The sequence below is a fragment of the Kocuria sediminis genome (assembly GCF_009735315.1).
Taxonomy (GTDB): Bacteria; Actinomycetota; Actinomycetes; order Actinomycetales; family Micrococcaceae; genus Kocuria; species Kocuria turfanensis.
This window is the reverse complement of sequence record NZ_WOGU01000010.1, coordinates 1-23,626: the sequence shown is the minus strand read 5'-3', so window position 1 is coordinate 23,626 and position 23,626 is coordinate 1. Positions and strand designations below refer to the sequence as shown.

Sequence of the window (23,626 nt, the reverse complement as noted above, 5' to 3'; positions counted from 1 at the left end):
AGACCGCGCAACGAGGCGCGGCCCGTCACGGCCGGACACGATGACGTCCCCGGCCGAGGAAGAGAGTCATTCTTGAGCACTCCCGAAAGCTGGTCCGACCGCGAGGCCCTCGCCGAGCTCATGGTTCCCCTGGTCGGCCGCCTGCACCGCGAGAACAAGGTCGTGCCGACCGTCTACGGCCGTTCCCTGGTGCACAAGTCCGTCACCCAGATCCTCAAGGCGCACCGCTTCGCCCGCCGCATCGACGGCCAGGAGCTGCCGCTGGAGGACACCACCCGCCTGCTCGAGGTGATGTCCGGGCTCAACCTCGGCACCTGCGCGGTGGACCTCGGCAAGCTCAACCGGCTGGCCCAGGAGTCGGACCAGGACCTCGAGGCGTTCCTGCGCGAGGAGCTCGCCCCGGTCGTGGACCGCAAGGCGCAGAACCTCCCCGAGTCCCAGGACGTGGTCCTCTACGGGTTCGGCCGCATCGGCCGCCTGCTCGCCCGCATCCTGGTGAACCGCAACGACGGCACCGGCCTGAACCTGCGCGCCGTCGTGGTGCGCAAGAAGCCCGGCAACGACCTGGTCAAGCGCGCCTCGCTGCTGCGCCGGGACTCGGTGCACGGGAAGTTCGACGGGACGATCCACGTCGACGAGGAGAACAACGTCATCACCGCCAACGGCGTGGCGATCAAGTTCATCTACGCGAGCGACCCGTCCGAGATCGACTACACCGCCTACGGCATCGACAACGCGATCGTCGTCGACAACACAGGCGTGTGGCGCGACGAGGCGGGCCTGTCCAAGCACCTGCAGTCCAAGGGCGTGGCCAAGGTCCTGCTCACGGCGCCGGGCAAGGGCGAGCTGAAGAACATCGTGTGCGGCGTCAACGACGACATCATCACCCCGGAGGACACCATCCTCTCCGCCGCGTCCTGCACCACCAACGCCATCACCCCGGTGGTGAAGGTCGTCAACGACAGGTACGGCATCGCCCAGGGCCACGTCGAGACGGTGCACTCCTACACGAACGACCAGAACCTCATCGACAACTGGCACAAGGGCGACCGCCGCGGCCGCTCCGCCGCCCTGAACATGGTCATCACCGAGACCGGCGCCGCCAAGGCCGTGGCCAAGGCCCTGCCGGAGATGGCCGGGAAGCTGACCGGCAACGCGATCCGCGTGCCCACCCCGGACGTCTCCATGGCCATCCTGAACCTCCAGCTCGAGGAGGCCCCGGAGTCGGAGGCCGCCGTCAACCGGTACCTGCGGGACATCTCGCTGAACTCGTCCCTGCGCAAGCAGATCGACTACACCGACTCCCCGGAGGTCGTCTCCACCGACTTCGTCGGCTCCCGCCGGGCGGGCGTCGTGGACGGCCTGGCCACGATCGTCAACGGCAGCTCGCTGGTGCTCTACGTCTGGTACGACAACGAGTTCGGCTACTCCTGCCAGGTGGTGCGGGTGCTCGCCCGGATGGCCGACATCGCGATGCCGCAGTTCCCTGCCGAGCGGGTCGCGGTGGGCGCGCTGTCGGGCTGATCCGTTCCCGGGCGGTGCCCGGCGAGGAGGGGCCGTGCCGCTCGGGCGCGGCCCCTCCTCGCGCCTCCGGGCCCTGGCCGCGGCGGTGACAGGGGCCCTGTCCCTGGCGGGGGCAGGGCCCGTCTCAGGCGGTGAAGAAGGCCCCGGCGACGGCGCCGAGGGCCGCGACGTCGTCCACGTGGCACAGCTCCCGGGCCGAGTGCATGGACAGCAGGCCGATCCCGACGTCGATCGTGCGGATGCCCAGCCGGGCGGCCGTGATGGGCCCGATCGTGGAGCCGCAGGGCACCCGGTTGTTGGACACGAACTCCTGGTAGCCGACCCCGGCGCGCCCGCAGGCCTCGGCCCAGATCCCGGCGCCCACGGCGTCCGTGGCGTAGCGCTGGTCGGCGTTGATCTTCAGCAGCGGTCCCGCGCCCGGGACGGGCCGGTTCACCGGGTCGTGGTGGCCCTGGTAGTTGGGGTGCACGAGGTGCCCGGCGTCGGCGGACAGGCACACGGACCCGGCCAGGGCACGGCGATGCTCGGCCGCGGTGCGCCCCAGCCCGTCGGCGACGCGCACCAGCACGTCCTCCAGGAACGGCCCGGCGGCCCCGGAGCGGGTCCCGGAGCCGATCTCCTCGTGGTCGAACGCGGCGAGCACCGCGATGTGCCGTCCCCCCTCGACGGCCTGGGCCTCGCGGACCAGGGCGCTGAGCCCGGCGTGCACGGAGGAGAGGTTGTCCAGCCGCCCGGAGGCGAGCAGGGTCCCACCGTGCCCGAACACGGCGGGCCGCTGGGCGTCCGCCAGCACCACGTCGTAGCCGAGGATCCGCGCCGGGTCCACGGCCCCGCCTGCGGCGTGCTCGGCCAGCAGCGCCAGGACGTCGGCGTCCTCCGGCTGCCCCACGCCCCAGATCGGCTGCACGTGCTGCTGCCGGTCCAGCTGCAGCCCCTTGTTGGCCTCCCGGTCCAGGTGGATGGCCAGCTGCGGGATCCGCGCCACGGGACCCGTCGCGGTGAGCCGCTCGACCGGTGCGCCGTCCTCGCCGCGCAGCACCAGCCGCCCGGCCAGGCGCAGCTCGCGGTCCAGCCACGAGTTCAGCAGCGGCCCGCCGTAGACCTCCACGCCCGCCTGGTACCAGGCGTGGGCGGTGGTGGTGGGCCGGGGCTTGAGCTTGAAGCCCGGCGAGTCGGTGTGCGCGCCGAGGATCCGGAAGCCGGCCGCCGGGGTGACGTCCGCGGGAGTGGCCCACGCGATGAGGGCCCCGTCGCGGAGCACGTAGCGGCGCCCGCGCACGCCGGTCCCGGACCAGTCCACGGTCTCGTCGAGCCGGGTGAAGCCGGCCTCCTCCAGCCGGGCGGCCGCGGCGTGGGCCGCGTGGAAGGAGCTCGGCGAGTCCAGCACATAGCGGCCGAGGTCCTCGGCGGTGGACAGCGGGTCGGCGGTGGGGGCGGGGCGGGGGTCCATGGCGCCAGTCTACGGAAGGCGCTGCGGCACGGACCCGGGAACCTGGCCGGCCCAGTGGCCGGGGCAGGAGGGAGGACCGGGGCACACCCAGGCGCCGCCCCCGGGCCCGCCCCACGCCGGCGCCCCGGGACCGAGCACGGCCGGGCGCGGCGGAGGCACGGTCCGGGTGACCTCCACCCCGTGCGTGCGCGCGGACCGCACCGCGAGCCACGCGAAGAGCACCTGCATGGCCGCCGAGAGCGCGAGGGCCAGCCCCGTGGACTCCTGGGCGTCCGGATCCCCCAGGCCGAAGGCCCCGAAGAGGGTCGCCACCACGTTGTTGACCACGTGCAGCGCGATCGCGGCCTCGAGCCCGCCCGTGCGCCAGGTCAGCCACCCGGCGACGACCGCCATGACGGCCACGGCCAGCAGGCCCCAGGCGTCGTAGAGGTGCCCGAAGGTGAACAGGGGCACCGGCAGGAGGATGGCGAAGACGGGTCGGCGCAACCAGCGGCCGACGGTCTGGAGCAGGTAGCCGCGGAAGACGAGCTCCTCGGCCGCGCACTGCAGCGGCACCACGAGCACGATCATCGCGATCAGCCACCAGAAGCCCTCGACCGGCCGGGGCGGGGGCGGGGCGCCGAGCGTCGCCAGCTCCAGCAGCAGCGCGGCCGCGTGGCCGAGCGCGTAGACCGCCAGCGCCACGAGCAGGCAGCGGGCCAGGTAACCCCAGCGCAGCCGCCCGGTGACCGACAGCAGCAGCCCGATCGGGCGGGGGCCCATGATCGCCCGGGCCCCCAGCAGCGCTGGGATCATGAGGACCAGGGAGAAGAAGAGCATGAAGAAGATCGCCGGGTCCATGATGTCCAGGGCCGTGGCGTCGAGGACGAGGTCGTCCAGGGCCTCCTCCCCGCGCGCGGCCATCAGGCCGACCGCCCACACGATGCCGAAGACGACCGTCAGCACCAGGTAGAACGCGCCGAAGAGCAGCAGCTCCACGAGGGGCTTCCACCACCGGTGCTCGGGATCGGCGTGGGCCAGGCGGTGGTACGGCAGGACCCGGGGTGCGGGCTCCGGGCGGTGGTCGTCGAGGTGGCCCGGGCTCCACGGGGCGGCGCGCATGGTCATGTCCCTACGCTATCGGCCCGGCACCCCGCGGGCACGCGGCAGTCCGGGGGCGGCCGCGCCGGGCTCAGCGCGCGTAGCGGTCCACGAACGCCGCGAGGAGCTTCGCCGGCTCCGTCACGGGCGGGCCCCGGCGGATCCTGTCCTTGACCTCCTCGGCCCCGTCGGCCGGGAAGTAGCCGTGCTCCTTGTACGCCTCGATCCGGTTCAGCAGGGCGGGGGCGTCGAGCTCGGGGTGGAACTGGGTGGCGTAGAGGTTCTGCTTGATCCGGAACATCTGGACGGGGCACCCCGTGCCGGTGGCCAGCAGGACGGCGGAGGGCGCGAGGGTGCGCGTGCCCTCCTTGTGCCCCACGAACCCGTGGAAGACGTCCGGGAACTCCCGCAGCAGCGGATCCCGCCGCCCCTCCTCCGTGAGGCTCACCTCGATGACGCCGATCTCCTCGCCACGGGTGCGGTCCACGATCCCGCCCTGGTGGGTGCCCAGGGTGCCGACGCCGTAGCAGGCGCCCAGGAAGGGGAAGTCCCGGGCGACGACCTCGTCGAGCAGGTCCCGCATCTCCGCCTCGGCGCGCCGCTGCGTCTCCGACTTCAGCTCGGGAGGGTCGGAGGAGTTGAACGGGGACCCGCCGATGACGACCCCGGAGTAGCGCTCGAGGTCGATCGGCGGCATCGGCCCGGCCTCCAGGCGGACCCGGTGGAGCGAGCTCTCCTGCAGGCCGCTGAAGCGGCAGATGGTCTCGTACTCCTCGTCCGCGACGTCGTCCTCGGCGCGGGTGGCGAGCAGCAGGAAGGGCTTCATGACCCCATCGTAGCCAGCGCCGGGGGTGCTCCCCCGCCCGCTCAGGGGACGAGGCGCTCCCGGTGGGCGTAGGCGTTGAACGAGGTCCCCCGGCTGAACCCGAGCAGCGTGATGCCCACCTCGTCCGCGAGGTCGACCGCGAGGGCGGAGGGCGCCGAGACGGCCGCGAGCGCGGGCACGCCGGCCATGGACGCCTTCTGCACGAGCTCGAAGGACGCACGGCCGGAGACCTGCAGGACGGTGCCGCGCAGGGGCAGCAGGCCCTCCCGCAGCGCCCAGCCCACGACCTTGTCCACGGCGTTGTGCCGTCCGACGTCCTCGCGCACGCACAGCAGCTCCGGCTCGGCGGGACCGCCGCCGGCCTCCGCGGAGTCCGCGGAGGCCGCGGGCCAGCGGAAGAGCCCGGCGGCGTGGACGCCGCCGGTCGTGGCGAACAGCTTCTGCCCGGTGCGCAGCCGGTCCGGCAGGGCGAGCAGCCCGGGCACGGAGAGCCGCACCGGGTCCGCCGCGGGGTCGAACGAGGAGACCTTGGTGACGGCCTCGATGGACGCCGTGCCGCAGACCCCGCACGACGACGACGTGTAGACGTGCCGCTGCATGGAGGTGTCCGGCAGGGCGACCCCCGATGCGAGGCGGACGTCGACCACGTTGTAGGTGCGCTGCCCGTCGGGGTCGACGCCGCTGCGGTAGTCCATCTGCACGAGCTCGGACGGCGCCCGGACGACGCCCTCGGAGACGAGGAACCCGGCCACGAGGTCGAAGTCGTGGCCCGGGGTGCGCATGGTGACGGTGAAGGAGCTGCCGTGGAGCCGGATCTCCAGGGGCTCCTCCCCGGCGAGGGTGTCCGCGCGGCCGCCCTCGTCGCCCTCGGCCGTGTACCGGTGCACCCGGCGCCGCTGGGATGCTCGGGTCATGGGGTCCTCCGCTCCGGGGCCCTCCGGGTGGGAGCCCTCCCCCGGCATCCTAGGCCCGGGCCCGGACCGGCCCGAACGCCGCCGTTACCCAGCAGTAACGTCGGGTGAAGTGGGGACAATCAAGATCTGTTCGAATTCATAGACTTTTGTCTAGAGTTGACGTGTCAAGGCGATCCGGCGGTAGGGCTACCGGCGGACCGCCCGGCGATCCACGGCGGTCCCGCGGACCCGCGCCCTCGGGCGCGGCCGTCGCACCGGGGACGCCGGCCTCCCTGATCCCGGGGCCGGCGTCCCCCCTGCTCCACCGGGCCCCGCACCGGATGCCGCGCGCTGCGCACCGATCCCGCGCAGCTCTCCTCCCACACCTCTCGCACGAAGGCGGAACCATGTCCTCTGCAGCACAGCACCTCCCGTCCGAGTCCCCCGCGCGGGGCGCCAAGAACCGCCGCACCGGCAAGGCCGTCCTGGCCGGCGCCGTGGCCGTCGGCCTCCTCGCCGCCGGCGGCGGCACCTTCTCCAAGTGGTCCGACTCGCAGGCCATCGCCTCCGACGACACGATCGCCACCGGCGAGCTGAGCCTCGCTCTGGACCAGGACGTCACCTGGACCGACGGCAACGGCAAGGTCATCGACATCAACACGTACCAGGTCGTTCCCGGCGACACCGTCAAGCTCAAGGTCTCGCCGACCATCCAGGCCGAGGGCGACAACCTCAAGGCCACCCTGGCCCTGCAGCTGCCGGCGAATCTCCAGTCCGTGATCGGGACGTACGTCGACTACACCCTGCAGATCGACGGTCTCCCCGACACGAACAACGACAAGGTCTACGAGGTCACCCAGGCCAACGACGGCAAGCCGGTCAACGTGACCGCGACCTTCACCTGGAAGGCCGACAGCGTCACGGGCGATCAGGGACAGAACGTCCCGGCCCAGTCCCTGAAGGGCTTCAACCTGGTGCTCGACCAGAGCCTCTGACCGATCTCGGCAGTCCCCGGTGCGGCGGAACCGCCGCACCGGGGCGCTCCACTCCTCACAGACTCCGTCTCACCCCCAGAGGCTCCCGTGACACATCCCGTCCGTCCCCGCCCCTCGGCCGCCGGTCGCGCCTTCGCGGCCACCGCGGCCTCCCTGCTCGCCCTGACGCTGCTTGGCAACGGCACGGGCACGGCCGCCCGGTGGTCCGACGCCGTCCCGCTCGAGACGCAGGCCGTCAGCACCGGGACCCTCGACCTGGTGCTCGAGCCGGCGCGGACGACCCTCCAGCACACCGACTTCGACCCGGCGACCGGCGCCGTCCAGCGCGGGACCACCGACCTCACCGGGTCGGCGGACGCCGTTGCGTCGCTGGCTCCCGGCGACACGGTCGTCGTCACGACCCGCGCGCACCTCGACCTCGCGGGCTCCAACCTCACCGCGACGCTCACGGTCGACCCCGGCGTGTCGCCCGGCAGCGCGGTCGTCCCGCGCGTGGAGCTGGCCCCGGCCCCCGGCACGGCGCCCCTGCCCTTCGGTCCCGGGCCGTCCGCCTGGACCGTGACCGCGGCCCAGGACGGCGCCGCCTACGACATCACCGTCTTCTACGACGTCCCTGCCGACCCGTCGGCGCAGGGCACCCCCCTCGCACCGGGCCCGCTCACGGTCGCCCTCACCCAGAACTGACCCCGGGAGCCCTCATGAGCAAGTACCGCACCCCCGCGACCTGTGCGCTCGCCGTCCTCCTCCTGCTGGCCGTCATCGTGCTCACGACCCCGAACGGCGGCACCCGGGCGCGATGGTCCGCAGCCGAGCAGGCGGAGGTGCCCGCCCTGACCATGGGGGTGATCGGGTTCGACGTCGCCGGCGCCGGGAGCTCGGCGACCCTGACCAACACCTCCGGGTTCGGGGTCCGGTACCGGCCGGCGCAGGTCTCCCTCCTCGACGCCGGGGCGGCCGTGACACCGCCGGCGGGCCTGCGCTTCGCCTACCGCTCCGGCGCGGCCTGCAGCGACGCGAAGGCATCGGCCCAGTGGACCGCTGCCGCACCCGGCGGGTCCACCCCGGTGGTCGTCCCGGGGAGCACCTGGGCGCCCCTGGAGCGGGACCGGCCCGCCGGAATGTGCCTGACGGTGTCCACCGATGGCGTCACCGAGGACGCCCTGCGTCGCCTGGCCGGACGCCCCCTGCAGGTGGTCACCCAGGTGGAGGCCTCCTCCCTCGACGGCGGCACCTGGTCGGCCACCCGCTCGTGGACGGCGCCGTTCACGGTGGACCTCCCGCCCGTGACCGCACCCTCCGCCCCGGTACCGGCGGATGCGGCGCAGTGCCGGGCGGACAACAGCACGGCGGTGCTGCGGTGGGCGTGGAGCGACCGGCCCGGCGGCCCGGCAGTCACGGAGTGGCAGGTCCTGGCACGGCCCATGGGCAGCACCGGGACGCCCATACGGGTGAAGACCGTGCCGGACGGCGCGGCGCGAACGGCTCAGTTGGGCGCCGCGGATCTGCTGCGAGTGCCGGACCTCCGGTCCAGCGAGGACTACGAGGTGCTCGTCCGGGCCGTGTTCGCCGCCGGAGGCACCACCCACGCGGACAGCGCCTACGCGTGGAGGATCAAGACCCCCGGCAACAGCGGCAACATCATCTGCGAAGGACTCCCGTCATGACCGCCATGGTCCGCAAGGCTCTCCACCCGCTGCTCGTCGTGCTCCTGGCCGCGGTGTCCGCGCTGCTGCTGGCCGTCGTCGTCCTGCCCCTGGTCCTGGGCTGGGTGCCGCTGACGGTGCTCTCCGGCTCGATGGAGCCGACGGTCCCGACCGGCAGCCAGGTCGTCGTCGAGCCCCTCGAGGGCGAGGCCGACGCCGCGCGGCTGAGCACCGGGGACGTCGTGACGTTCATGCCCCGGCCCGACGACGACACCCTGGTCACCCACCGGATCGTGGCCGTCGCGGTGGACGGCGAGGGCCGACGCAGCTTCACGACCCAGGGCGACGCCAACGCCGCCCCGGACGCGGAGCCGGTCACCGCCACCCAGCTGCGCGGACTGGTGAAGTACCACGTGCCCTGGGCCGGCCACGCCGCCACGCTGCTGGACGCGGAGCAGAAGCGCGGCGGGGTCGTGCTGGTCGCCGCGGCCCTGTTCGGCTACGCCCTGTGGCAGCTCGTCGGCGCGGTCCGGGACCGGGGCGGGCGCCCGGCCGGGGCCGCGGCACCGGTGCCGCCGCAGGACGCCCGGACGGAGCGGCTGTCCGTGGTGTCCGGCGGGTCCGCCGCCGGCTGAGCGCCGCGGCGGCCCGGCGGCCGTTGCCGGTCCCCGCGTCGCGGGCCATGATGGGCACCATGACCGAGACGCCGCTCACCGCCCTGCCCGAGAACTGGACCCGCGCGCTCGTGGTGGTCGCCCACCCGGACGACATGGAGTTCGGCGCCGCGGCCGCCGTGGCCCGGTGGACCGGCCAGGGCAAGGACGTGATCTACTGCCTGGTGACCAGCGGGGAGGCCGGGATCGACGGGATGGCCCCGCCGGAGGCGGGCCCGCTGCGGGAGGACGAGCAGCGGGAGTCCTGCCGGGTGGTGGGCGTGCACGAGGTGGAGTTCCTGCGCCTGCCGGACGGGGTCCTGGAGTACGGGGTGGCGCTGCGCCGCCGGATCGCCGAGGTGGTCCGCCGGCACCGGCCGGACGTGGTGGTCACCAACAACTTCCGCGACACCTGGGACGGCGCCACGAACCTCAACCAGGCCGACCACATCGCGGTCGGCCGCGCCACCCTGGACGCCGCCCGGGACGCCGGCAACCGGTGGATCTACCCGGAGCAGGTCGAGTCCGGGCTGGCGCCGTGGCCGGGGGTGCTGGCCGTGTGGGCCGCGGGCTCCCCGGAGGCCCGGCACGCCGTGGACGTCACGGACGACTTCGACACCGGCGTGGCGTCCCTGCGCGCCCACCAGGCGTACCTGGACGGGCTGGGCTGGGCCGACTTCGACCCGGACGCCTTCCTGCGCGGCAACGCGCAGGCCGTGGGCGAACGGGCCGGGGTGCCGCTCGCGAGCTCCTTCGAGGTGTTCCCCCTGCAGTGGGGCGGCGCGGACGACTGACGCCTGCCCCCGGCCCGGCACCGGGTCAGGTGCGCTCCGGGTCCCGGAGCACCACCAGCACGAGCAGGACGGCGACGACGACGAGCGCCGCCACGAACGCGACCGCCCCGGACCAGCCGGTGGCGGTGTAGAAGACCCCGCCGGCCGTGCCGAGCACGGAGGAGCCCCCGTAGTAGAAGAGCGTGTAGAGGGACGACGCCTGGGCCTTGCCGGTGCGCGAGCGCACCGGCACCCAGCCCGAGGCCACCGCGTGGGCCGCGAAGAAGCCCGCGGTGAACAGCAGCAGCCCCGCCACGATCACGGGGATCGAGGGGACGAGGGTGGCCAGCAGCCCGGCCAGCATGATCAGTCCGCTGCTCACGAGCACCACCCTCCGGCCGTGGGCGGCCGCGAGCCGCCCGGCCGTGCCGGAGGACCACGTGCCGGAGAGGTAGGCCAGGAACAGGAGGCTCACCACGGTCTGGGAGACGCCGAACGGCTCCTCCCCCAGGTGGAAGCCCAGGTAGTTGTAGATCGCCACGAACCCGCCCATGAGCAGGAAGCCCTGCAGGTACAGCACCAGCAGGCCCCGGTCCGCCAGGTTGGCGCCCAGCCGGCGCAACAGCCCGGACGGCCCGGCGAGCCGGACGGTCTGGCGGACGAAGCCGCGCTGGCGCGGGGCGATCAGGACGAACACCCCGGCGGCGAGCGCGGCGAGCACGCTCACGGTGACCGTGCCGGTCCGCCAGCCGAACGCGTCCCCCACGGGGGCGGCGATGATGCGCCCGGCCAGCCCGCCCAGGCTCGTGCCCGCCACATAGGTGCCGGCCGCGACGGCCGCGTGCCGGCGGTCGAGCTCCTCCGCGAGATAGGCCATGGCCACGGCGGGGATGCCGCCGAGGGCCATGCCCTCCACGAAGCGCAGCGCCACCACGGTCTCGAAGGTCGGGGCGAAGGGCATCACGAGCCCGAAGGCCGTGGCGGCCACGACCGCCACCACCATGGTCCGCAGCCGCCCCCAGCGGTCGGAGACCACGGACCAGGGCAGGACGCCCACGGCCAGCCCGAAGGTCGCGGCCGAGACGCCCAGGGACGCGCGGGCGGCATCGATCCCCAGGTCGGCCGCCATGAGCGGCAGCACGCCCTGCACCGAGTAGAGCTGGGCGAACGTGGCGACCCCGGCGCACAGCAGGGCGAGCAGGACCCGGCGGTAGCCCCGGCTGCCGCGGTCGTAGCCGGTCCACGCCCCCGGCGGGAGACGCTCAGCCACGACCGGCGCCGGCCGCCGGGGTCCCGGCCCGGAGCCCGGTGACCACCCAGAGGGCCAGGAGCAGGAGCAGCGCGAGGTAGGGCAGGGTGGCCACCACGTCGATCACCGGCCCGGAGACGCCGAGCGGGCGCAGCCAGGCGTCCCAGCGGATCGGGCCCACGTACAGACCCACCAGGGCGACCCCGCCCAGCGCCGCGACCAGCCGGCGGGGGCCGTCCCGGAAGAACGCGGGCCAGGCCTCCGCCCACAGCGCGATGAGCACGAGCCCCCACCACAGGTGGTGGTGGGACCAGGTGACGGGCGACATGTAGAGCATGACGAGGGCGTTGACAGCCACCACCGAGAGCACCATCCCGCGCGTGGCGAGCACCCGGATCAGCAGGGCGGCGCCGACCAGCAGCACGAGGAGCAGCCCCCCGCGCAGCAGGGGCTCGGGGCCGCCGGGAACGCCGAGGTGGAGCAGCACGCCCTGCAGCGAGGTGTTGTCCACGTAGGCGGGGCTGCCCACGCGCTCGTCACTGACCACGGCCTCGGTCCAGAACACGACCGCGTCCCGCGGCAGCAGGAGGAACCCGGCGAGCACGGTCGCGGCGAAGGTGAGGCCCATGACGAGGAGCGGCCGCAGCTGCCCGCGCATCAGGAACACCAGTCCGAAGGCCAGCGGTGTCAGCTTGATCCCGGCGGCCAGCCCGATCCAGAACCCGCGCGGCACCCGGCCGAGCGGGGTGTCGTCGCGGGTGCGCAGGAGGTCGTAGAGCACGAGGGCGATGATCAGCGCGTTGATCTGCCCCAGCCCGACGTTGCGCATCCACGGCCCGGACCACAGCAGCACGGCGGTGCCCGCCGCCACCGCCGTGGCCGGGTCCAGGCGGGTCTGCAGCGGCAGCGGCCGCCCGCGGTCCGTCGCGTAGCGCAGGAGGATCCGCGAGAGCCCGGCCGCGAAGCCGATCGTGAACAGCGCGAGGGCGAGCTCGGTGAGCCACTCGGGCAGGTAGGCCAGCGGCACGAACAGCAGGGCGGCGAACGGCGGATAGGTGAAGGGCAGCCCCCCGTCGCCGTCCAGGCTCAGGCCCGGCCCGTAGAGCTCGTCGTCGAACCCGTGGCGGTCCACCACGGCCATGCCGCCGAGCCGGTAGACGTCCAGGTCGATGCTGCCGTCGAAAACCAGCCAGACGGACCGCACCAGCGCACCCGCCAGCAGCAGCCACACGAGCCCGGTCAGCGGCGCGGAGCGCCGGGCGCGGGACGCCACGGCAGTGGAGGCGGAGGGAACGGTCACGAGGGCCTCGGCTCCCGGGCCGGGACGCCGGCCCGCGATCGGGAGGACTCCCGGCTGACCGCGGCCACGATCCTGGGGTGGTCGGGACCGGTCGTGCTGGCGCGCATGGCAGGACTCCTCGTGCGGCGGGCGGGGCGGTCCCTACTCTAAAGCCCGCCGCTCGCGGGGCCCGGGCCGTCCGGGGCGGGCCCCGGACGGCCTGGGCGCGGCTCCGCGAGGGTGGCAGCCCGGCCTGCGTCATCGGGCGGGTCGAGGGCCCGGGCCGGGACCGGCCGGCCTAGCCCTTGCGCCAGTCGTCGCTCGTCAGGTGGGAGCCGGCCTGCGGCCCCATCTGCACCATGCCGCCGTCGACCACCCAGGAGGCGCCGGTGACGTAGGCGGAGGCCGGGGAGGCGAGGAAGGCGATGACCGAGGCGATCTCCCGGGCGTCCCCGGGCCGGCCCAGCGGAACGCCGGGACGGTGGGTGCGCCGGGGGTTCTCGTCCTCCTGGCCCGTCATGGGGGTCGCGATCTCCCCCGGGGCCACCGCGTTCGCCGTGATCGCGTGCTCCCCCAGTTCCAGGGCGATGGTCTTCACGAGCCCGCCCAGCCCGTGCTTGGCGGCGTCGTAGGCACTGGAGCCGACCCGCGGCAGGTGCTCGTGCACGCTGGTCACGGCGATCAGCCGCCCACCGCGCCCGGCGGCGACCATGTGCCGGGCGGCCGCCTGGAGGCAGACGAACGCGCCGTCCAGGTCGGTGGCCACGACCTTGCGCCAGGTGCCCAGCGAGGTCTCCAGGAACGGGACGTTCGCCCCCGTGCCGGAGTTGTTCACGAACACGTCGAGTCCGCCGAGCTGCTCGACCAGGTCGTCCACGACACCGCCGCAGCCGTCGAGGTCCGTGGTGTCCAGCCGGGCGACCACGGCGCGGCGGTCGTAGGAGCGGACCTCCTCCGCGGTGCTCTCGGCACCGGCCTCGTCCTGGTGCCAGGTGATGCCGACGTCCATCCCGGCCGCTGCCAGGGCGACGGCCGTCGCGCGGCCGATCCCGGAGTCCGAGCCGGTCACGATGGCGGTGCGAGGGGTGAAGTCCATGGTCGTGCCTCTCCGCCCGCCGCCGGCGGGCCGCTCTCGAGGTGCTGCCGGAACCATCAGGCTACTACCGGTTCCGGGCGGCGGCACCGGTCCCCGCCCGGTCCGTGGCGGGCGGTTGCGGGTTCCGGGCGTTCGGAGGAAACTGTTCAGCAAGCTGATGGTTCGATGTGAGGAGAGCGCCGTGGTGCACCAGGAACCGGCAGGAGCGTCCGTTCCCGAGGGCGCCGGGAGGAGCGTCCCGAACGGTGCGGGCGCCACGACGCCCCGGGGGCGCCGCCAGGAGGTGGTCGCCGCGGAGAAGCAGGAGTACGGGGGCGTGAAGTTCGGCTGCGCGTTCTTCGGCTGGATGACCGCCACCGGCATCGCCGTGCTGCTCACCGCCCTGCTCACCGCGATCGGGGCGGGCGTCGGCGTGGCGACCAGCACCGACCCGGCCGAGATCGCGGACCAGGTCGGGCAGAACGTCGGCACCGTGGGGATCGTCAGCGGCATCGTCCTGGCCGTCATCCTGTTCGTCGCCTACTTCGCCGGCGGCTACGTGGCCGGCCGGATGGCGCGGTTCGACGGCGCCAAGCAGGGTGTGGCCGTGTGGGTCTGGGCCGTCGTCATCGCGATCGTGCTGGCGGTCCTGGGCGCCGTGGCGGGCGAGCAGTTCAACGTCCTGCGCGACCTCAACGGCTTCCCGCGCATCCCCATCGACGAGGGGGCCCTGACCGCCGGGGGCATCATCGCCCTGGTCCTCGCCGTGGTCATCCCGCTGATCGCCGCGGTCCTCGGCGGACTGGCGGGGATGCGCTTCCACCGCAGGGTCGACCAGGCCGGGATCGACCACCAGTACCGCTCCGGCCTCTGAGCAGCGGCCTCCGAGCAGCGGCCTCTCCGGGACCGGGCGCTGCGGGACCGGAGCTCAGGTCCCGGGTGGCGCGGTCCCGCGGTCAGAAGCGCAGGACCAGCCGTCCCCGGACACCGCCGGCCTCGAGCCGGCGGTGGGCCTCGGTGGCCTCCGCGGCGGGCAGGACGTCGGCCACGCGCAGGGTCAGCACTCCCTCCTCCACCCAGCGGCGCAGGAGCTCCAGCTTGTGCCCGGAACGGTACTCGCGCGGCACGCTGATCCGGTGCACGGTGATGCCGCGGCCCGGGTTCCCGTCCCAGTGCCGGACGGTCGCGAAGCGGCCGCCGTCCCGCACCGCCGGGGCGGCCTTCTCGTTCAGCACGGCGGCGTCCACCAGCGCGTCCACCCCCTCCGGGAAGAACTCGCGGATCCGCTCCGCCACGTCGTCGCCGCGGGCCACCACGTGGTCGGCGCCCAGGCTCTCCACCAGCTCCAGATCCCGGTCCGCGGCGTCCGCCACCACGGTGAGCCCCTGATGCTTGGCCAGCTCCACCACGTAGTTGCCCAGGGTGCCGGCGGCCCCGGTGACGGCGAGGGTCTGCTCGGGCTGGAGGTCGAGCTCCTCAAGGATCTGCAGGGCCGTCAGACCGTTCATCGGCAGGGTCGAGGCCGTGGCGAAGTCCGTGCTGGCCGGGATCCGGGCGACCGAGTCGTCCGGGGCGACCAGCAGCTCCGCGTAGGCTCCCCCGTGCTCGCCGCGGGGCAGGGCGATCGCCATCACGGCGTCCCCCACCCGCCAGGCGCTGCCCTCGCCGACCTCGTCGACGGTCCCGGCCGCGTCCATGCCCGGCACGTACGGCGGGCGCCGCTCGCCCAGCGGCAGTCCGCCGGCGCGCAGCATCGTGTCCGTGGGGCTGACGGCCGCGGCCCGCACCCGGATCCGCACCTCGCCGGGGCCCGGGTGCGGATCCGGCACCTCATGGACGGCGAGGGCCTCCGGCCCTCCGAACGACGCGACTCCGATGACCAGCATGACCGTTTCAACGGCGCTGGTCCGGCGCCCATTCCGGAGTCCCGCCGATGACGCGCCGACGCCGTGCCGATGCCGTGCCGTTGCCATTGCGACATGCGCGCCGATCTCCCGTCACACGGTTGCAGCGGCACACACCTCGGGACCATCCTGGAGCCGAGCTCTGCCGCACTCTGGAGGAGACGTCATGATCACGGCCGACTTCGTCGCCCTTCCCGTCGCAGACCTGGACCGGGCGAGGCGGTTCTACACCCGTCTCGGCTGGGAGCTGGGTCCCCCGAGCCGGAACGTCCCGGAGGGCGCCACGATGCTGGTGCGGGGCGCGGCGCACGTCATGGTCCTCAGCGAGGACCGCCACCGGCGCCCGGTGGGCCCGGAGGCACCCGGCACCGCGGCCGACTCCTCCGTCGTCACCGCGATCGACGTGGGCTCTCCCGGGGAGGTCGACGCCGTCGTCGAGCGGGCCGTCCGCGCCGGCGCGACGGAGGGCGACACCATGGACTACGGTTTCCTGCGCTCGCGCAGCTTCCAGGCCCCGGACGGGCACCACTGGGAGGTCCTGTGGGTGGATCCGGCGCCGGTGCCGGCCCGGGCCGGCGGGGCGGGTGAGCAGCCGTGGCGCCGTCCGTCCTGATCCACCTGCCCGTGGTCGACCTCGCGGCGTCCCGCAGCTTCTACACCGCGCTGGGCTGGACCCCCGAGCCCGGGTTCTCGGACCGACACGCCGTGACCGTCGTGGCCGGCGAGGACCTGTGGGTCGTGCTCCTCGACCACCTGACGTTCCGCGGCCGCGCGGACAAGGACATCACGGACACCAGGCGCTGCGCCGCGGTCATCACCTCCCTGTCCGTCGCGACCCCGGAGGAGGTCGACGCGCTCGTCGACCGTGCGGTGGCCGCCGGCGCCCTGGAGGGCCGCCCCCAGGACCGGGACTTCCTGCGCTCGCGCAGCTTCCAGGACCCGGACGGCCACCTCTGGGAGATCGTGTGGATGGACCCGCTGGCCAGCTCCGGGGACTGGACGGCGGTGCAGCAGAAGTATCCGCTGGAGGGCTCCGGACACGCCTGAGCGGCGGCGGCCGCACCCCGCCCGGCCGCGGAGCGACCGGGCGGGGTGCGGCCGCCGGTCACTTCTCCGAGACGGCCGCCGCGAGCCGCTCGAGGGAGTCCTCCAGTGCGCCCTCCTCGAAGAGCGGGAAGGACACGGCCTTCTTGGCCTCGGGGCTCGCGTGCTCCCAGGAGTAGGTCTCGGTGACCAGGGTGGCGCCGGGGCCCTGCGGCTCGAGCTCCCAGATCCACTCCCAGCCCTCGAGCTCGGCGCCCTGCGGCTTCGGCCGCCAGGCCAGGAGCTTGTTCTCGTCGAAGCCCGAGACGGTGTTCTCCATGACGTAGTCGCCGCCCATGTGCTCACCGTTCATGTTCATCACGAACACCTGGCCGACCTGCTGGATGCGCTGGTCGTCGCCGGAGACCACCGTGCCGGAGCCGTCGATCTGCTGGTGCCGGGAGGGGAGGCTGAGGACGTCGAAGATGGCGTCGGCGGGGGCGTCGATGAGGCGGCTGGCGGAGATGCTGTTCTCGGACATGCGGGAAATCCTTTCGTCGGGACGGTACGACCCCACCGTATGCAGGTGCGGGGGCGGACCCGCCAGCGGATTCCGCTCCGCGCGTACCCGGGCCGGCGGGGCGCCCCGGACGGTCAGTAGGGCCGCTGGGCGGGATCCACCTGCTCGATCCAGGCCAGCACCCCGCCCTCCAGGTGGGCTGCGTCGGCGTGCCCGGCCGCCCGCAGCAGCCGCAGCGCCCGCTCCGAGCGCCCCCCGGCCTTGCAGTGCAGCAGCACCCGGTGCCCCGGGTCGATCTCCGCGAGGGCCTCGCCGGACTCGAACCGGGCCAGGGGGACCAGCCGCGCGCCGGGGACGGCCGCGAGGCGGGCCTCGTAGGGCTCGCGCACGTCGAGGAGCTCGAACTGCGCCTCGCCGCGCTCCCGGGCGGCGAGCAGCTCCGCGAGCTGCGGCGCCGTGACCGTGGGCAGCTCCTCGTCCGTCTCCTCCCCCGCCGGCCGCGCCGGGGCGGGCGCCGCGCAGGAGGGGGCCCCGGTGTCGTCCTGCAGGGTGCGCACGGGCGGGCGTCCCGGCGTGGGCGCCAGCGGGATCTCCCACCAGCGCGCGGACAGGGCGTCGTAGGTGGCCACCCGGCCCAGCATGGTGGTGCCGATCCCGGTGACCAGCTTGACGGCCTCGACCGCCATGGCGGTGCCCAGCAGACCCGGCAGGACACCGAGCACCCCGGCCTCGGCGCAGTTGGGCACGGTGCCCGGCGCCGGCGGCACCGGGTAGAGGTCCCGGTAGGTCGGCCCGTGCGCGCCCCAGAAGACCGAGTACTGGCCGTCGAAGCGCAGGATCGAGCCCCACACGTGCGGGACGCCGCCGAGCTCGCACGCGTCCGAGACGAGGTAGCGGGTCCCGAAGTTGTCCGAGCCGTCCAGCACGAGGTCGTAGCCGGCCAGGATCCTCCGCGCGTTCGCCGCGGTGAGCCGCTCGCGGTGCCCGACCACGCGCACCAGCGGGTTCAGGTCGGCGATGCGCGCGGCGGCCGAGGTCGTCTTGGACGCGCCCAGGGCGGCCTCCCCGTGGATCACCTGGCGCTGGAGGTTGGAGGAGTCCACCACGTCGTCGTCGACGATCCCGAGGGTCCCCACCCCGGCGGCCGCGAGGTAGAGCAGCGCCGGGGAGCCCAGTCCGCCCGCGCCCACGCACAGCACCCGGGCGTTCTTCAGCCGCCGCTGGCCCTCCTCCCCGATCTCGGGGACGGTGAGGTGCCGGGCGTAGCGGCGCAGCTCGGCGTCGGTGAGCTCGGGGGCGGGGTCGACGAGCGGGGGCAGGTCCACGGCGCTCAGGCGTCCAGCCCGACCCACTCGGTGGAGCCGTCGGCGAAGGACTGCTCCTTCCAGATGGGCACCTCGGCCTTGATCCGGTCGACGAGCGCGTCACAGGCGGCGAACGCGAGTTTGCGGTGGGCGGCGCCGACGGCGGCCTCCAGGGCGGAGTCCCCGATCTCCAGGTGGCCGATCCGGTGGGCCGCCCAGATCCGGGTGCCCGGGAACTCCTCGGCGACCGCCCGGGCCACGTCCTTGACCGCCCGGTCGGCGCCGGGGTGGCAGGTGTAGTCCAGGCTCGTGACGGAGCGTCCGCCGTCGTGGTCCCGGATCACGCCGCTGAAGGAGACCACGGCACCGGTGCGCTCGTCCTGCACGGCCGAGACCGCCTGCCCGTGGTCCAGCGGCTCGTCCGTCACGAACGCGGCGACGACGGCGGTGTCGGCCTGGATGGGTCCGGGAGTGCTCATCGGTCGTTCTCCTCGTGCGGCTCGGGGTCCTGCGGTGGCGGCGTCTGCTGATCGGAGGCCTGGTGCCCGGGGGCCTGCGGGGCGGAGGCGTGGTGCCGGGTCCCGGGGTCGGCGTGCCCGCGGTCGCGGTGGCCCTCGAGCTGGTCGCAGACGTGGTCCAGCAGGGGCTCGAGCACCTTCAGCCCGTCCCACACCCCGCCGGTGGAGCCGGGGAGGTTGACGACGAAGGTGTGCCCGCTGACGCCGGCGTGCCCGCGGCTGAGCACCGCCAGGGGCGTGGTCCTCCGCCCCTCCGCCCACAGTGCCTCCATGATCCCCGGCAGCTCCCGGTCGAGGAAGGGGCGGGTGACCTCCGGGGTCAGGTCGTCGGGGGCCAGGCCGGTGCCGCCGCTGGTCACCACGACACTGGGCCGGTCCTCCGGCGCCCGCGCCACGAGCAGGCGCTCGAGCTGGGCGCGGACGTCCTCGCCGTCGGCCACCACGAACGGGCCCTCCACGGTGAAGCCGTGGGAGCCGAACCAGTCCGCGGCGATCCGCCCGCTCCGGTCCTGGTAGACCCCGGCGGCCGCGCGGGTGGAGGCGACGATGACGGCGGCGCTCCTCACGCGGGGTCACCGCCGTCCCGCGACCAGTCCCCCGACTTCCCGCCGGACTTGGCGAGCACCCTGACCCGGTCGATCTCGGCGAGCTTGTCCACGGCCTTGATCATGTCGTAGAGCGTCAGCGCGGCCACCGACGCCGCGGTCAGCGCCTCCATCTCCACGCCGGTCACCCCGCGGGTGCGCACGGTGGCGGTGATCCGCACCCCGTCCGCCAGGCGCTCGAAGTCCACCACCACCTTGCTGATCGGCAGGGGGTGGCACAGCGGGACGAGCTCCGGGGTCCGCTTGGCCGCCATGATCCCCGCGATCCGGGCCACCGGGAGGGCATCGCCCTTGGGGAGGTCCGCGGCGAAGACCTGCTCGACGACGTCGGGCCGGGTGCGCAGCGTGGCCGTCGCGGTGGCCTCGCGGGTGGTGACGTCCTTGTGCGAGACGTCCACCATGTGCGCGGAGCCGTCCGCCCGGACATGCGTGAGGCCCTGCTGCTGATCGGTCATGTCGGTGCGGTCCCTTCGGATCTCCGGTCGGTGCGTCCTCCTATTCTGGCCCACGTGCCGTCCGGGGCCGGGCCTGGTTCCGGCCCGGGCGCGGTGCTAGCTTGGCCGCACGCCCTCCCGCGCCGCCGATGCCGCCGACCTGCGAAGGAGCACACGATGACGGACGAGCACGCCACCCACGTCGAGGATCTGCCGTTGCACACCTGCTGGGAGCTGCTGCGGGACGCCGGTGTCGGCCGCCTCGCCGTGTGGGTGGAGGACCACCCGGACATCTTCCCGATCAACTTCGTGGTGGACCACGGGACGCTCGTCTTCCGCTCGGCCGAGGGGACGAAGCTCGCGGCCGCCCTGACCGACGTCCCGGTGGCGGTGGAGATCGACGGGTACGACGCGCCCTCCGCCCAGGGGTGGAGCGTGGTGCTCAAGGGCCGGGCCGAGCGCATCCAGCAGATCCAGGAGCTGACGGACACCCTGGACCTGCCACTGTTCCCGTGGCAGTCGGGCCGGAAGGGCGTCTTCGTCCGCGTCGTGCCGGGCCTCGTGACCGGCCGCCGGTTCCCGGTCGCGGACCCGGGAGAGTGGCGCACTCCGGTGTCGGAGGCGCGGCGGGCCCCGGATGAGTGAGCGGGTCGACGACGGGACCGGCGGGCCGGCCGGGGCCCAGCGGCTCACCCGGTGCCCGTCGGCCGGCCTGCTGCTCGACGTCCGCGACGAGGGGCCCGCCGACGGCCCCCCGGTGCTGCTGCTGCACGGCTTCCCTCAGGACCGCACGAGCTGGGACCGTCTCGCGCCCGCGCTGCACGCCGCGGGCCTGCGCACCCTCGCCCCCGACCAGCGCGGCTACTCCCCCGGGGCCCGGCCCCGCGGCCGCGGCGCCTACCGGCTGGAGCTGCTCGTCGAGGACGCCGTGGCGGTGCTCGACGCCGCCGGGGTGGGGCGGGCGCATGTGCTCGGTCACGACTGGGGCGGGATCGTGGCGTGGGCCCTGGCGGCGCACCGGCCGGAGCGGACGGCGTCCCTCACGGTGGCCTCGGTGCCCCATCCGCGGGCGCTGTCCCGGTCCCTGGTCCGCTCGGGGCAGGGGCTGCGCTCCGCCTACGTGGCCGCCTTCCAGCTGCCCCGGCTCCCGGAGACGGTGCTGGGCCCGCGGCTCGGGGACCTGCTGCGCCGCTCCGGCCTGCCCGCCGCGGAGGCCGCCCGCTACGCCGCCCGGATGCAGCAGCTGGGCGCGCTGACCGCGGCCCTGGACTGGTACCGCGCCGTGCCGCTGTCGCGGCTGCGCACGGGGCCGGTCGACGTCCCGACCACCTACGCGTGGGGCAACCGGGATCCCGCCCTGGGCCGCCGGGCCGCGGAGCTGACGGCGGAGCACGTGCGCGGCCCGTACCGGTTCGTGGAGCTGGACGCCGGGCACTGGCTGCCCGAGACCCATCCGGAGCAGCTGGCGGCGCTCGTCGTCGCGCGGGCCGGCGGCGCCGGGTAGCCGCTCAGCGCCGGGCGGGCCCTTCGTCCGTGGGGGCGCCGTGCCCCCGGCGGGGAGTCCCGGCGATCCGCAGCGCGGCCTCGACCGCCACGAGCGCGAACGCGGTGTAGTAGACCCACACCGAGGGGTACAGCTGCGGGACGGTGCCGTTGCGGCCCACCAGACTGAGCACGAACAGGAGCGCGCCGGCCACGAGCAGCACGAGGTGCGTGGTGCCGAAGGCGCCCTCCGTCCCCCGCCGGGCGAGGAAGATCGCCAGGACGGCGAAGAAGATGGGGAACAGCATCTGGCCCACCACGGTGATCGCGTTCTGGTGGTACTCGTAGCGGCCGAGCGCCTGGATCACGGCGGTGGCGGCGAGCAGCAGGGGCGCGGGCAGGAACTTCATGAGGGCCTGTTCTGTAGCGGTCGTCACGGGTGCGGTCACCGTCGGAGCGGTCGTCACGGCGGTCCTCGGTCCGGGACCGGGGGTCCGGGCGAGGGGCGCAGGCCAGTCTAGTCAGCGGGGCGGACGGTTCCCGCCACCGTCAGTCGAGCGCGAGCAGCTCCACGGGAGCGCCCGCCGGCAGCTCCGCGTCCCCCGGCGGCAGCAGGACGAGGGCGTTGGCCCGGGCCGCGGCGGCCAGCAGGTGGGAGCCGGGCCCGCCCGCCATCCGCACCTCCGCGCCGTCCCACACGCCCCGGCGGACCTGGGTCCTGCCGGGCAGCGGGCGGACGGCCTCCGCGAGCCGCGCCGTGCGGAGCGGGCGGGGGACGGGGGCGCCGACGGTCTCGGTCAGGGCCGGCCGCAGGAACATCTCGAAGGACACGAGCGTGCTCACTGGGTTGCCGGGCAGGCACACGAAGGGCACCCCGTGCCGGTGGGCGAGACCCTGTGGCCCGCCCGGCTGCATCGCCACGTGCACGAACTCGCCGTGGGGCCCCAGCACCTGGCGGACGACCTCGTAGGCGCCCTCGCTGACGCCGCCGGAGGAGACGAAGAGGTCGGGCCCCTGGGCCGCGTCAGCGGCCAGCCGCGCGGCGAAGGCCTCGGGGTCGTCGGGGACGAGGTGGGCGGCGAGCACCTCCACGCCCGCCTCCGTCAGCTGGGCGCCGAGGATCGCCGCGTTGGCGTCGAAGATCTGGGCGGGCCCGCGCGCGGCCCCGGGGGCCACCACCTCGTCCCCCGTCGTGTAGACCACGGCCCGGGGCCGGGCCCGCACGCGCAGCGCGGCGCACCCGAGGGCGGCGGCGAGGCCGATCCGGGCGGGCGTGAGCCGCTGCCCGGCCGACAGGGCGGTCGCACCCTCGGCCAGGTCCTCGCCCGCCCGGCGCACGAACCGTCCCGCCGGCTGGTCGGCCGGGACGCGGAGCACGCTCCCGGGAGTCGGGAAGCCGCCCGGGAGCGTCTCCTCGACCGGGACCACGGCGTCCGCCCCGGGCGGCAGCGGCGCACCGGTCATGACGGGGGCCGCCTCCCCGGTCGCCAGGGGCCCCGGGACGTGGCCCGCCGGGACGGGGGCGACGACGACGAGCCGCGCGTCCTCCTCCCCCGGCGCCCGGCGGGTGTCGGCGGCGCGCACCGCGAAGCCGTCCATCTGCGAGTTGTCGAAGGGCTGCAGGCTCAGGGGCGCCACGAGGTCCTCGGCCAGGACCCGGCCCAGTGCCTCCCGCAGGGGGACGGTCTCCCCGCGCGGGCGGATTCCGCGCAGTGCCTCGGTGACCGCACGGCGGTGCTCGTCGACGCTGCGGACCGGGTGCTGGGCGTGCCTGCTCATGCCCCCAGCGTAGGGGCCCGCCGCGCAGCACCCGGGGTGGCCGGACCTGGCAGGATCGGTGGCATGGCACAGCGGGAGGTGGAGCACACGCCGGACGGGCGGTGGATCGTGGTGGACGGGCGGCGCTGGCGGCGGCAGGACCCCGCGCTGCCCGACGACGTCGCGGCCCGGCTCACCTCCCACCTGGGGCGCGCCCGCGCGGCGGTGCGCGCCGCGCGGCGGGAGGGCACGGAGGAACGGCTGCGGGCCGCGCGGGACCGGGTCGGACTGGCGAAGCGCGGTCTGGGCGAACGGGGCACGCCCTGGTGGGAGCAGAGCCCGGCCGAACGGGAGGCCCGCTGGACGGAGGCCCTCGCCCGGCTGGACGAGCAGGCCCCGCCGGAGCCGGCCTGACCCCGGCCAGGGCCCGGCACGGACACGACGGGGACCACCGGCGGAAGGCCCGTCCGGCGCACGGGCCGTTCTCGGCATGCTGGGGACTGATTACACTGGGCGAACCATCCCGGCACGCCGAGCACCGTGCGGGCCGGGCGCGACCACCGAGGCGGTGACATGAGCGTTTCCCTGGGCATCCCGCAGATCCGCAGTGCGGGACCGGCGCCCAGTCCCGCCCCGGC

Annotated in this window: 27 protein-coding genes; 12 read left to right on the top strand and 15 right to left on the bottom strand. The window is 74.7% G+C overall.

Annotation, left to right across the window (positions count from 1 at the left end; translation table 11 throughout):
* Positions 1-72 precede the first annotated feature (72 nt).
* Positions 73-1,524 (top strand): glyceraldehyde-3-phosphate dehydrogenase, encoded by a 1,452-nt coding sequence (locus tag GMA12_RS12465; protein WP_156269837.1) that lies wholly within the window; start codon positions 73-75, stop codon positions 1,522-1,524.
* Between the two features lie 124 nt (positions 1,525-1,648).
* Here GMA12_RS12465 and GMA12_RS12460 read toward each other — a convergent pair whose 3' ends face one another.
* From GMA12_RS12460 to fdhD, 4 genes are all read right to left on the bottom strand, one after another.
* The gene (locus GMA12_RS12460) at positions 1,649-2,974 is read right to left on the bottom strand and encodes a M18 family aminopeptidase (RefSeq protein ID WP_156269836.1); all 1,326 of its coding nucleotides are present in this window, start codon (positions 2,972-2,974) and stop codon (positions 1,649-1,651) included.
* A 9-nt stretch (positions 2,975-2,983) separates the two neighbouring features.
* Complete coding sequence (locus GMA12_RS12455) at positions 2,984-4,081, bottom strand: CPBP family intramembrane glutamic endopeptidase (protein ID WP_156269835.1); 1,098 nt, start codon at positions 4,079-4,081, stop codon at positions 2,984-2,986.
* A gap of 64 nt (positions 4,082-4,145) precedes the next feature.
* Positions 4,146-4,880 carry a glutamine amidotransferase gene (locus GMA12_RS12450; protein WP_156269834.1) on the bottom strand — a complete coding sequence of 245 codons (735 nt, stop codon included), beginning with the start codon at positions 4,878-4,880 and terminating at the stop codon, positions 4,146-4,148.
* Positions 4,881-4,921: 41 nt separating this feature from the next.
* Positions 4,922-5,794, bottom strand: coding sequence for a formate dehydrogenase accessory sulfurtransferase FdhD (gene fdhD / locus GMA12_RS12445; protein ID WP_156269833.1), 873 nt, complete (start codon positions 5,792-5,794; stop codon positions 4,922-4,924).
* A 386-nt stretch (positions 5,795-6,180) separates the two neighbouring features.
* Here fdhD and GMA12_RS12440 point away from each other — a divergent pair, with 386 nt between their 5' ends.
* From GMA12_RS12440 to GMA12_RS12420, 5 genes are all read left to right on the top strand, one after another.
* The gene (locus GMA12_RS12440; RefSeq protein WP_162459792.1) at positions 6,181-6,768 is read left to right on the top strand and encodes an alternate-type signal peptide domain-containing protein; all 588 of its coding nucleotides are present in this window, start codon (positions 6,181-6,183) and stop codon (positions 6,766-6,768) included.
* An 87-nt stretch (positions 6,769-6,855) separates the two neighbouring features.
* Complete coding sequence (locus tag GMA12_RS12435; protein WP_156269831.1) at positions 6,856-7,452, top strand: hypothetical protein; 597 nt, start codon at positions 6,856-6,858, stop codon at positions 7,450-7,452.
* A 14-nt stretch (positions 7,453-7,466) separates the two neighbouring features.
* Positions 7,467-8,432, top strand: a complete 966-nt coding sequence (locus tag GMA12_RS12430; protein ID WP_156269830.1) for a hypothetical protein — start codon at positions 7,467-7,469, stop codon at positions 8,430-8,432.
* Complete coding sequence (locus GMA12_RS12425; protein ID WP_156269829.1) at positions 8,429-9,046, top strand: signal peptidase I; 618 nt, start codon at positions 8,429-8,431, stop codon at positions 9,044-9,046. The genes GMA12_RS12430 and GMA12_RS12425 overlap by 4 nt, the downstream gene beginning before the upstream one ends.
* 59 nt (positions 9,047-9,105) lie before the next feature.
* Positions 9,106-9,858 (top strand): PIG-L deacetylase family protein, encoded by a 753-nt coding sequence (locus GMA12_RS12420; RefSeq protein WP_156269828.1) that lies wholly within the window; start codon positions 9,106-9,108, stop codon positions 9,856-9,858.
* 25 nt (positions 9,859-9,883) lie between these two features.
* Here GMA12_RS12420 and GMA12_RS12415 read toward each other — a convergent pair whose 3' ends face one another.
* The 3 genes from GMA12_RS12415 to GMA12_RS12405 all read right to left on the bottom strand — a co-directional run bounded on the left by GMA12_RS12415 (position 9,884) and on the right by GMA12_RS12405 (position 13,461).
* The gene (locus tag GMA12_RS12415; protein WP_162459791.1) at positions 9,884-11,107 is read right to left on the bottom strand and encodes an MFS transporter; all 1,224 of its coding nucleotides are present in this window, start codon (positions 11,105-11,107) and stop codon (positions 9,884-9,886) included.
* Positions 11,100-12,386, bottom strand: coding sequence for a glycosyltransferase 87 family protein (locus GMA12_RS12410; protein ID WP_156269827.1), 1,287 nt, complete (start codon positions 12,384-12,386; stop codon positions 11,100-11,102). Before GMA12_RS12410 ends, GMA12_RS12415 begins: the two co-directional genes overlap by 8 nt.
* Positions 12,387-12,663: 277 nt before the next feature.
* A complete protein-coding gene (locus GMA12_RS12405) occupies positions 12,664-13,461 on the bottom strand; it encodes an SDR family oxidoreductase (protein ID WP_156269826.1) in 798 nt (265 codons plus the stop codon).
* A gap of 181 nt (positions 13,462-13,642) precedes the next feature.
* Between GMA12_RS12405 and GMA12_RS12400 the strand changes: the two genes are divergently transcribed.
* Positions 13,643-14,314, top strand: a complete 672-nt coding sequence (locus tag GMA12_RS12400; protein ID WP_370831468.1) for a hypothetical protein — start codon at positions 13,643-13,645, stop codon at positions 14,312-14,314.
* 82 nt (positions 14,315-14,396) lie between these two features.
* Here GMA12_RS12400 and GMA12_RS12395 read toward each other — a convergent pair whose 3' ends face one another.
* Positions 14,397-15,326: an NADP-dependent oxidoreductase gene (locus GMA12_RS12395; RefSeq protein WP_156269824.1), complete on the bottom strand. Its 930-nt coding sequence runs from the start codon at positions 15,324-15,326 to the stop codon at positions 14,397-14,399.
* 184 nt (positions 15,327-15,510) lie between these two features.
* Between GMA12_RS12395 and GMA12_RS12390 the strand changes: the two genes are divergently transcribed.
* Positions 15,511-15,957 (top strand): VOC family protein, encoded by a 447-nt coding sequence (locus GMA12_RS12390; RefSeq protein ID WP_162459790.1) that lies wholly within the window; start codon positions 15,511-15,513, stop codon positions 15,955-15,957.
* Positions 15,939-16,391 carry a VOC family protein gene (locus GMA12_RS12385; RefSeq protein ID WP_156269822.1) on the top strand — a complete coding sequence of 151 codons (453 nt, stop codon included), beginning with the start codon at positions 15,939-15,941 and terminating at the stop codon, positions 16,389-16,391. The genes GMA12_RS12390 and GMA12_RS12385 overlap by 19 nt, the downstream gene beginning before the upstream one ends.
* 58 nt (positions 16,392-16,449) lie before the next feature.
* Here GMA12_RS12385 and GMA12_RS12380 read toward each other — a convergent pair whose 3' ends face one another.
* The 5 genes from GMA12_RS12380 to moaC all read right to left on the bottom strand — a co-directional run bounded on the left by GMA12_RS12380 (position 16,450) and on the right by moaC (position 19,769).
* Positions 16,450-16,908, bottom strand: a complete 459-nt coding sequence (locus GMA12_RS12380) for an SRPBCC family protein (protein ID WP_156269821.1) — start codon at positions 16,906-16,908, stop codon at positions 16,450-16,452.
* A 113-nt stretch (positions 16,909-17,021) separates the two neighbouring features.
* A complete protein-coding gene (moeB, locus tag GMA12_RS12375; protein ID WP_162459789.1) occupies positions 17,022-18,212 on the bottom strand; it encodes a molybdopterin-synthase adenylyltransferase MoeB in 1,191 nt (396 codons plus the stop codon).
* A 5-nt stretch (positions 18,213-18,217) separates the two neighbouring features.
* Positions 18,218-18,670, bottom strand: coding sequence for a molybdenum cofactor biosynthesis protein MoaE (locus GMA12_RS12370; RefSeq protein ID WP_156269820.1), 453 nt, complete (start codon positions 18,668-18,670; stop codon positions 18,218-18,220).
* Positions 18,667-19,275, bottom strand: coding sequence for a MogA/MoaB family molybdenum cofactor biosynthesis protein (locus GMA12_RS12365; protein WP_370831462.1), 609 nt, complete (start codon positions 19,273-19,275; stop codon positions 18,667-18,669). The genes GMA12_RS12370 and GMA12_RS12365 overlap by 4 nt, the downstream gene beginning before the upstream one ends.
* Positions 19,272-19,769, bottom strand: a complete 498-nt coding sequence (gene moaC, locus GMA12_RS12360; RefSeq protein ID WP_156269819.1) for a cyclic pyranopterin monophosphate synthase MoaC — start codon at positions 19,767-19,769, stop codon at positions 19,272-19,274. Before moaC ends, GMA12_RS12365 begins: the two co-directional genes overlap by 4 nt.
* Before the next feature lie 156 nt (positions 19,770-19,925).
* On the opposite strand from moaC, the gene GMA12_RS12355 reads away from it, so the two are divergent.
* Both GMA12_RS12355 and GMA12_RS12350 read left to right on the top strand, forming a co-directional pair.
* The gene (locus GMA12_RS12355) at positions 19,926-20,393 is read left to right on the top strand and encodes a pyridoxamine 5'-phosphate oxidase family protein (RefSeq protein ID WP_156269818.1); all 468 of its coding nucleotides are present in this window, start codon (positions 19,926-19,928) and stop codon (positions 20,391-20,393) included.
* Positions 20,386-21,252 carry an alpha/beta fold hydrolase gene (locus GMA12_RS12350; protein WP_156269817.1) on the top strand — a complete coding sequence of 289 codons (867 nt, stop codon included), beginning with the start codon at positions 20,386-20,388 and terminating at the stop codon, positions 21,250-21,252. The genes GMA12_RS12355 and GMA12_RS12350 overlap by 8 nt, the downstream gene beginning before the upstream one ends.
* 4 nt (positions 21,253-21,256) lie before the next feature.
* On the opposite strand, the gene GMA12_RS12345 is transcribed toward GMA12_RS12350, so the two are convergent.
* On the bottom strand, positions 21,257-21,697 hold the full coding sequence (locus tag GMA12_RS12345) for a hypothetical protein (protein WP_370831457.1): 441 nt from the start codon (positions 21,695-21,697) through the stop codon (positions 21,257-21,259).
* A gap of 82 nt (positions 21,698-21,779) precedes the next feature.
* On the bottom strand, positions 21,780-23,009 hold the full coding sequence (locus GMA12_RS12340) for a molybdopterin molybdotransferase MoeA (RefSeq protein WP_156269816.1): 1,230 nt from the start codon (positions 23,007-23,009) through the stop codon (positions 21,780-21,782).
* Between the two features lie 63 nt (positions 23,010-23,072).
* Between GMA12_RS12340 and GMA12_RS12335 the strand changes: the two genes are divergently transcribed.
* Positions 23,073-23,402, top strand: coding sequence for a biopolymer transporter Tol (locus GMA12_RS12335; protein WP_156269815.1), 330 nt, complete (start codon positions 23,073-23,075; stop codon positions 23,400-23,402).
* Positions 23,403-23,626 lie beyond the last annotated feature (224 nt).

Bases quoted from the DNA above. Each gene is read 5' to 3' on its own strand.
- GMA12_RS12460 (WP_156269836.1), bottom strand. From the start codon at position 2,974: ATGGACCCCCGCCCCGCCCCCACCGCCGACCCGCTGTCCACCGCCGAG.
- GMA12_RS12350 (WP_156269817.1), top strand. From the start codon at position 20,386: ATGAGTGAGCGGGTCGACGACGGGACCGGCGGGCCGGCCGGGGCCCAG.
- GMA12_RS12450 (WP_156269834.1), bottom strand. From the start codon at position 4,880: ATGAAGCCCTTCCTGCTGCTCGCCACCCGCGCCGAGGACGACGTCGCG.
- GMA12_RS12390 (WP_162459790.1), top strand. From the start codon at position 15,511: ATGATCACGGCCGACTTCGTCGCCCTTCCCGTCGCAGACCTGGACCGG.
- GMA12_RS12425 (WP_156269829.1), top strand. From the start codon at position 8,429: ATGACCGCCATGGTCCGCAAGGCTCTCCACCCGCTGCTCGTCGTGCTC.
- GMA12_RS12370 (WP_156269820.1), bottom strand. From the start codon at position 18,670: ATGAGCACTCCCGGACCCATCCAGGCCGACACCGCCGTCGTCGCCGCG.
- GMA12_RS12455 (WP_156269835.1), bottom strand. From the start codon at position 4,081: ATGACCATGCGCGCCGCCCCGTGGAGCCCGGGCCACCTCGACGACCAC.
- GMA12_RS12340 (WP_156269816.1), bottom strand. From the start codon at position 23,009: ATGAGCAGGCACGCCCAGCACCCGGTCCGCAGCGTCGACGAGCACCGC.
- GMA12_RS12355 (WP_156269818.1), top strand. From the start codon at position 19,926: ATGACGGACGAGCACGCCACCCACGTCGAGGATCTGCCGTTGCACACC.
- GMA12_RS12440 (WP_162459792.1), top strand. From the start codon at position 6,181: ATGTCCTCTGCAGCACAGCACCTCCCGTCCGAGTCCCCCGCGCGGGGC.
- GMA12_RS12420 (WP_156269828.1), top strand. From the start codon at position 9,106: ATGACCGAGACGCCGCTCACCGCCCTGCCCGAGAACTGGACCCGCGCG.
- GMA12_RS12380 (WP_156269821.1), bottom strand. From the start codon at position 16,908: ATGTCCGAGAACAGCATCTCCGCCAGCCGCCTCATCGACGCCCCCGCC.
- moaC (WP_156269819.1), bottom strand. From the start codon at position 19,769: ATGACCGATCAGCAGCAGGGCCTCACGCATGTCCGGGCGGACGGCTCC.
- fdhD (WP_156269833.1), bottom strand. From the start codon at position 5,794: ATGACCCGAGCATCCCAGCGGCGCCGGGTGCACCGGTACACGGCCGAG.
- GMA12_RS12395 (WP_156269824.1), bottom strand. From the start codon at position 15,326: ATGCTGGTCATCGGAGTCGCGTCGTTCGGAGGGCCGGAGGCCCTCGCC.
- GMA12_RS12405 (WP_156269826.1), bottom strand. From the start codon at position 13,461: ATGGACTTCACCCCTCGCACCGCCATCGTGACCGGCTCGGACTCCGGG.
- GMA12_RS12430 (WP_156269830.1), top strand. From the start codon at position 7,467: ATGAGCAAGTACCGCACCCCCGCGACCTGTGCGCTCGCCGTCCTCCTC.
- GMA12_RS12335 (WP_156269815.1), top strand. From the start codon at position 23,073: ATGGCACAGCGGGAGGTGGAGCACACGCCGGACGGGCGGTGGATCGTG.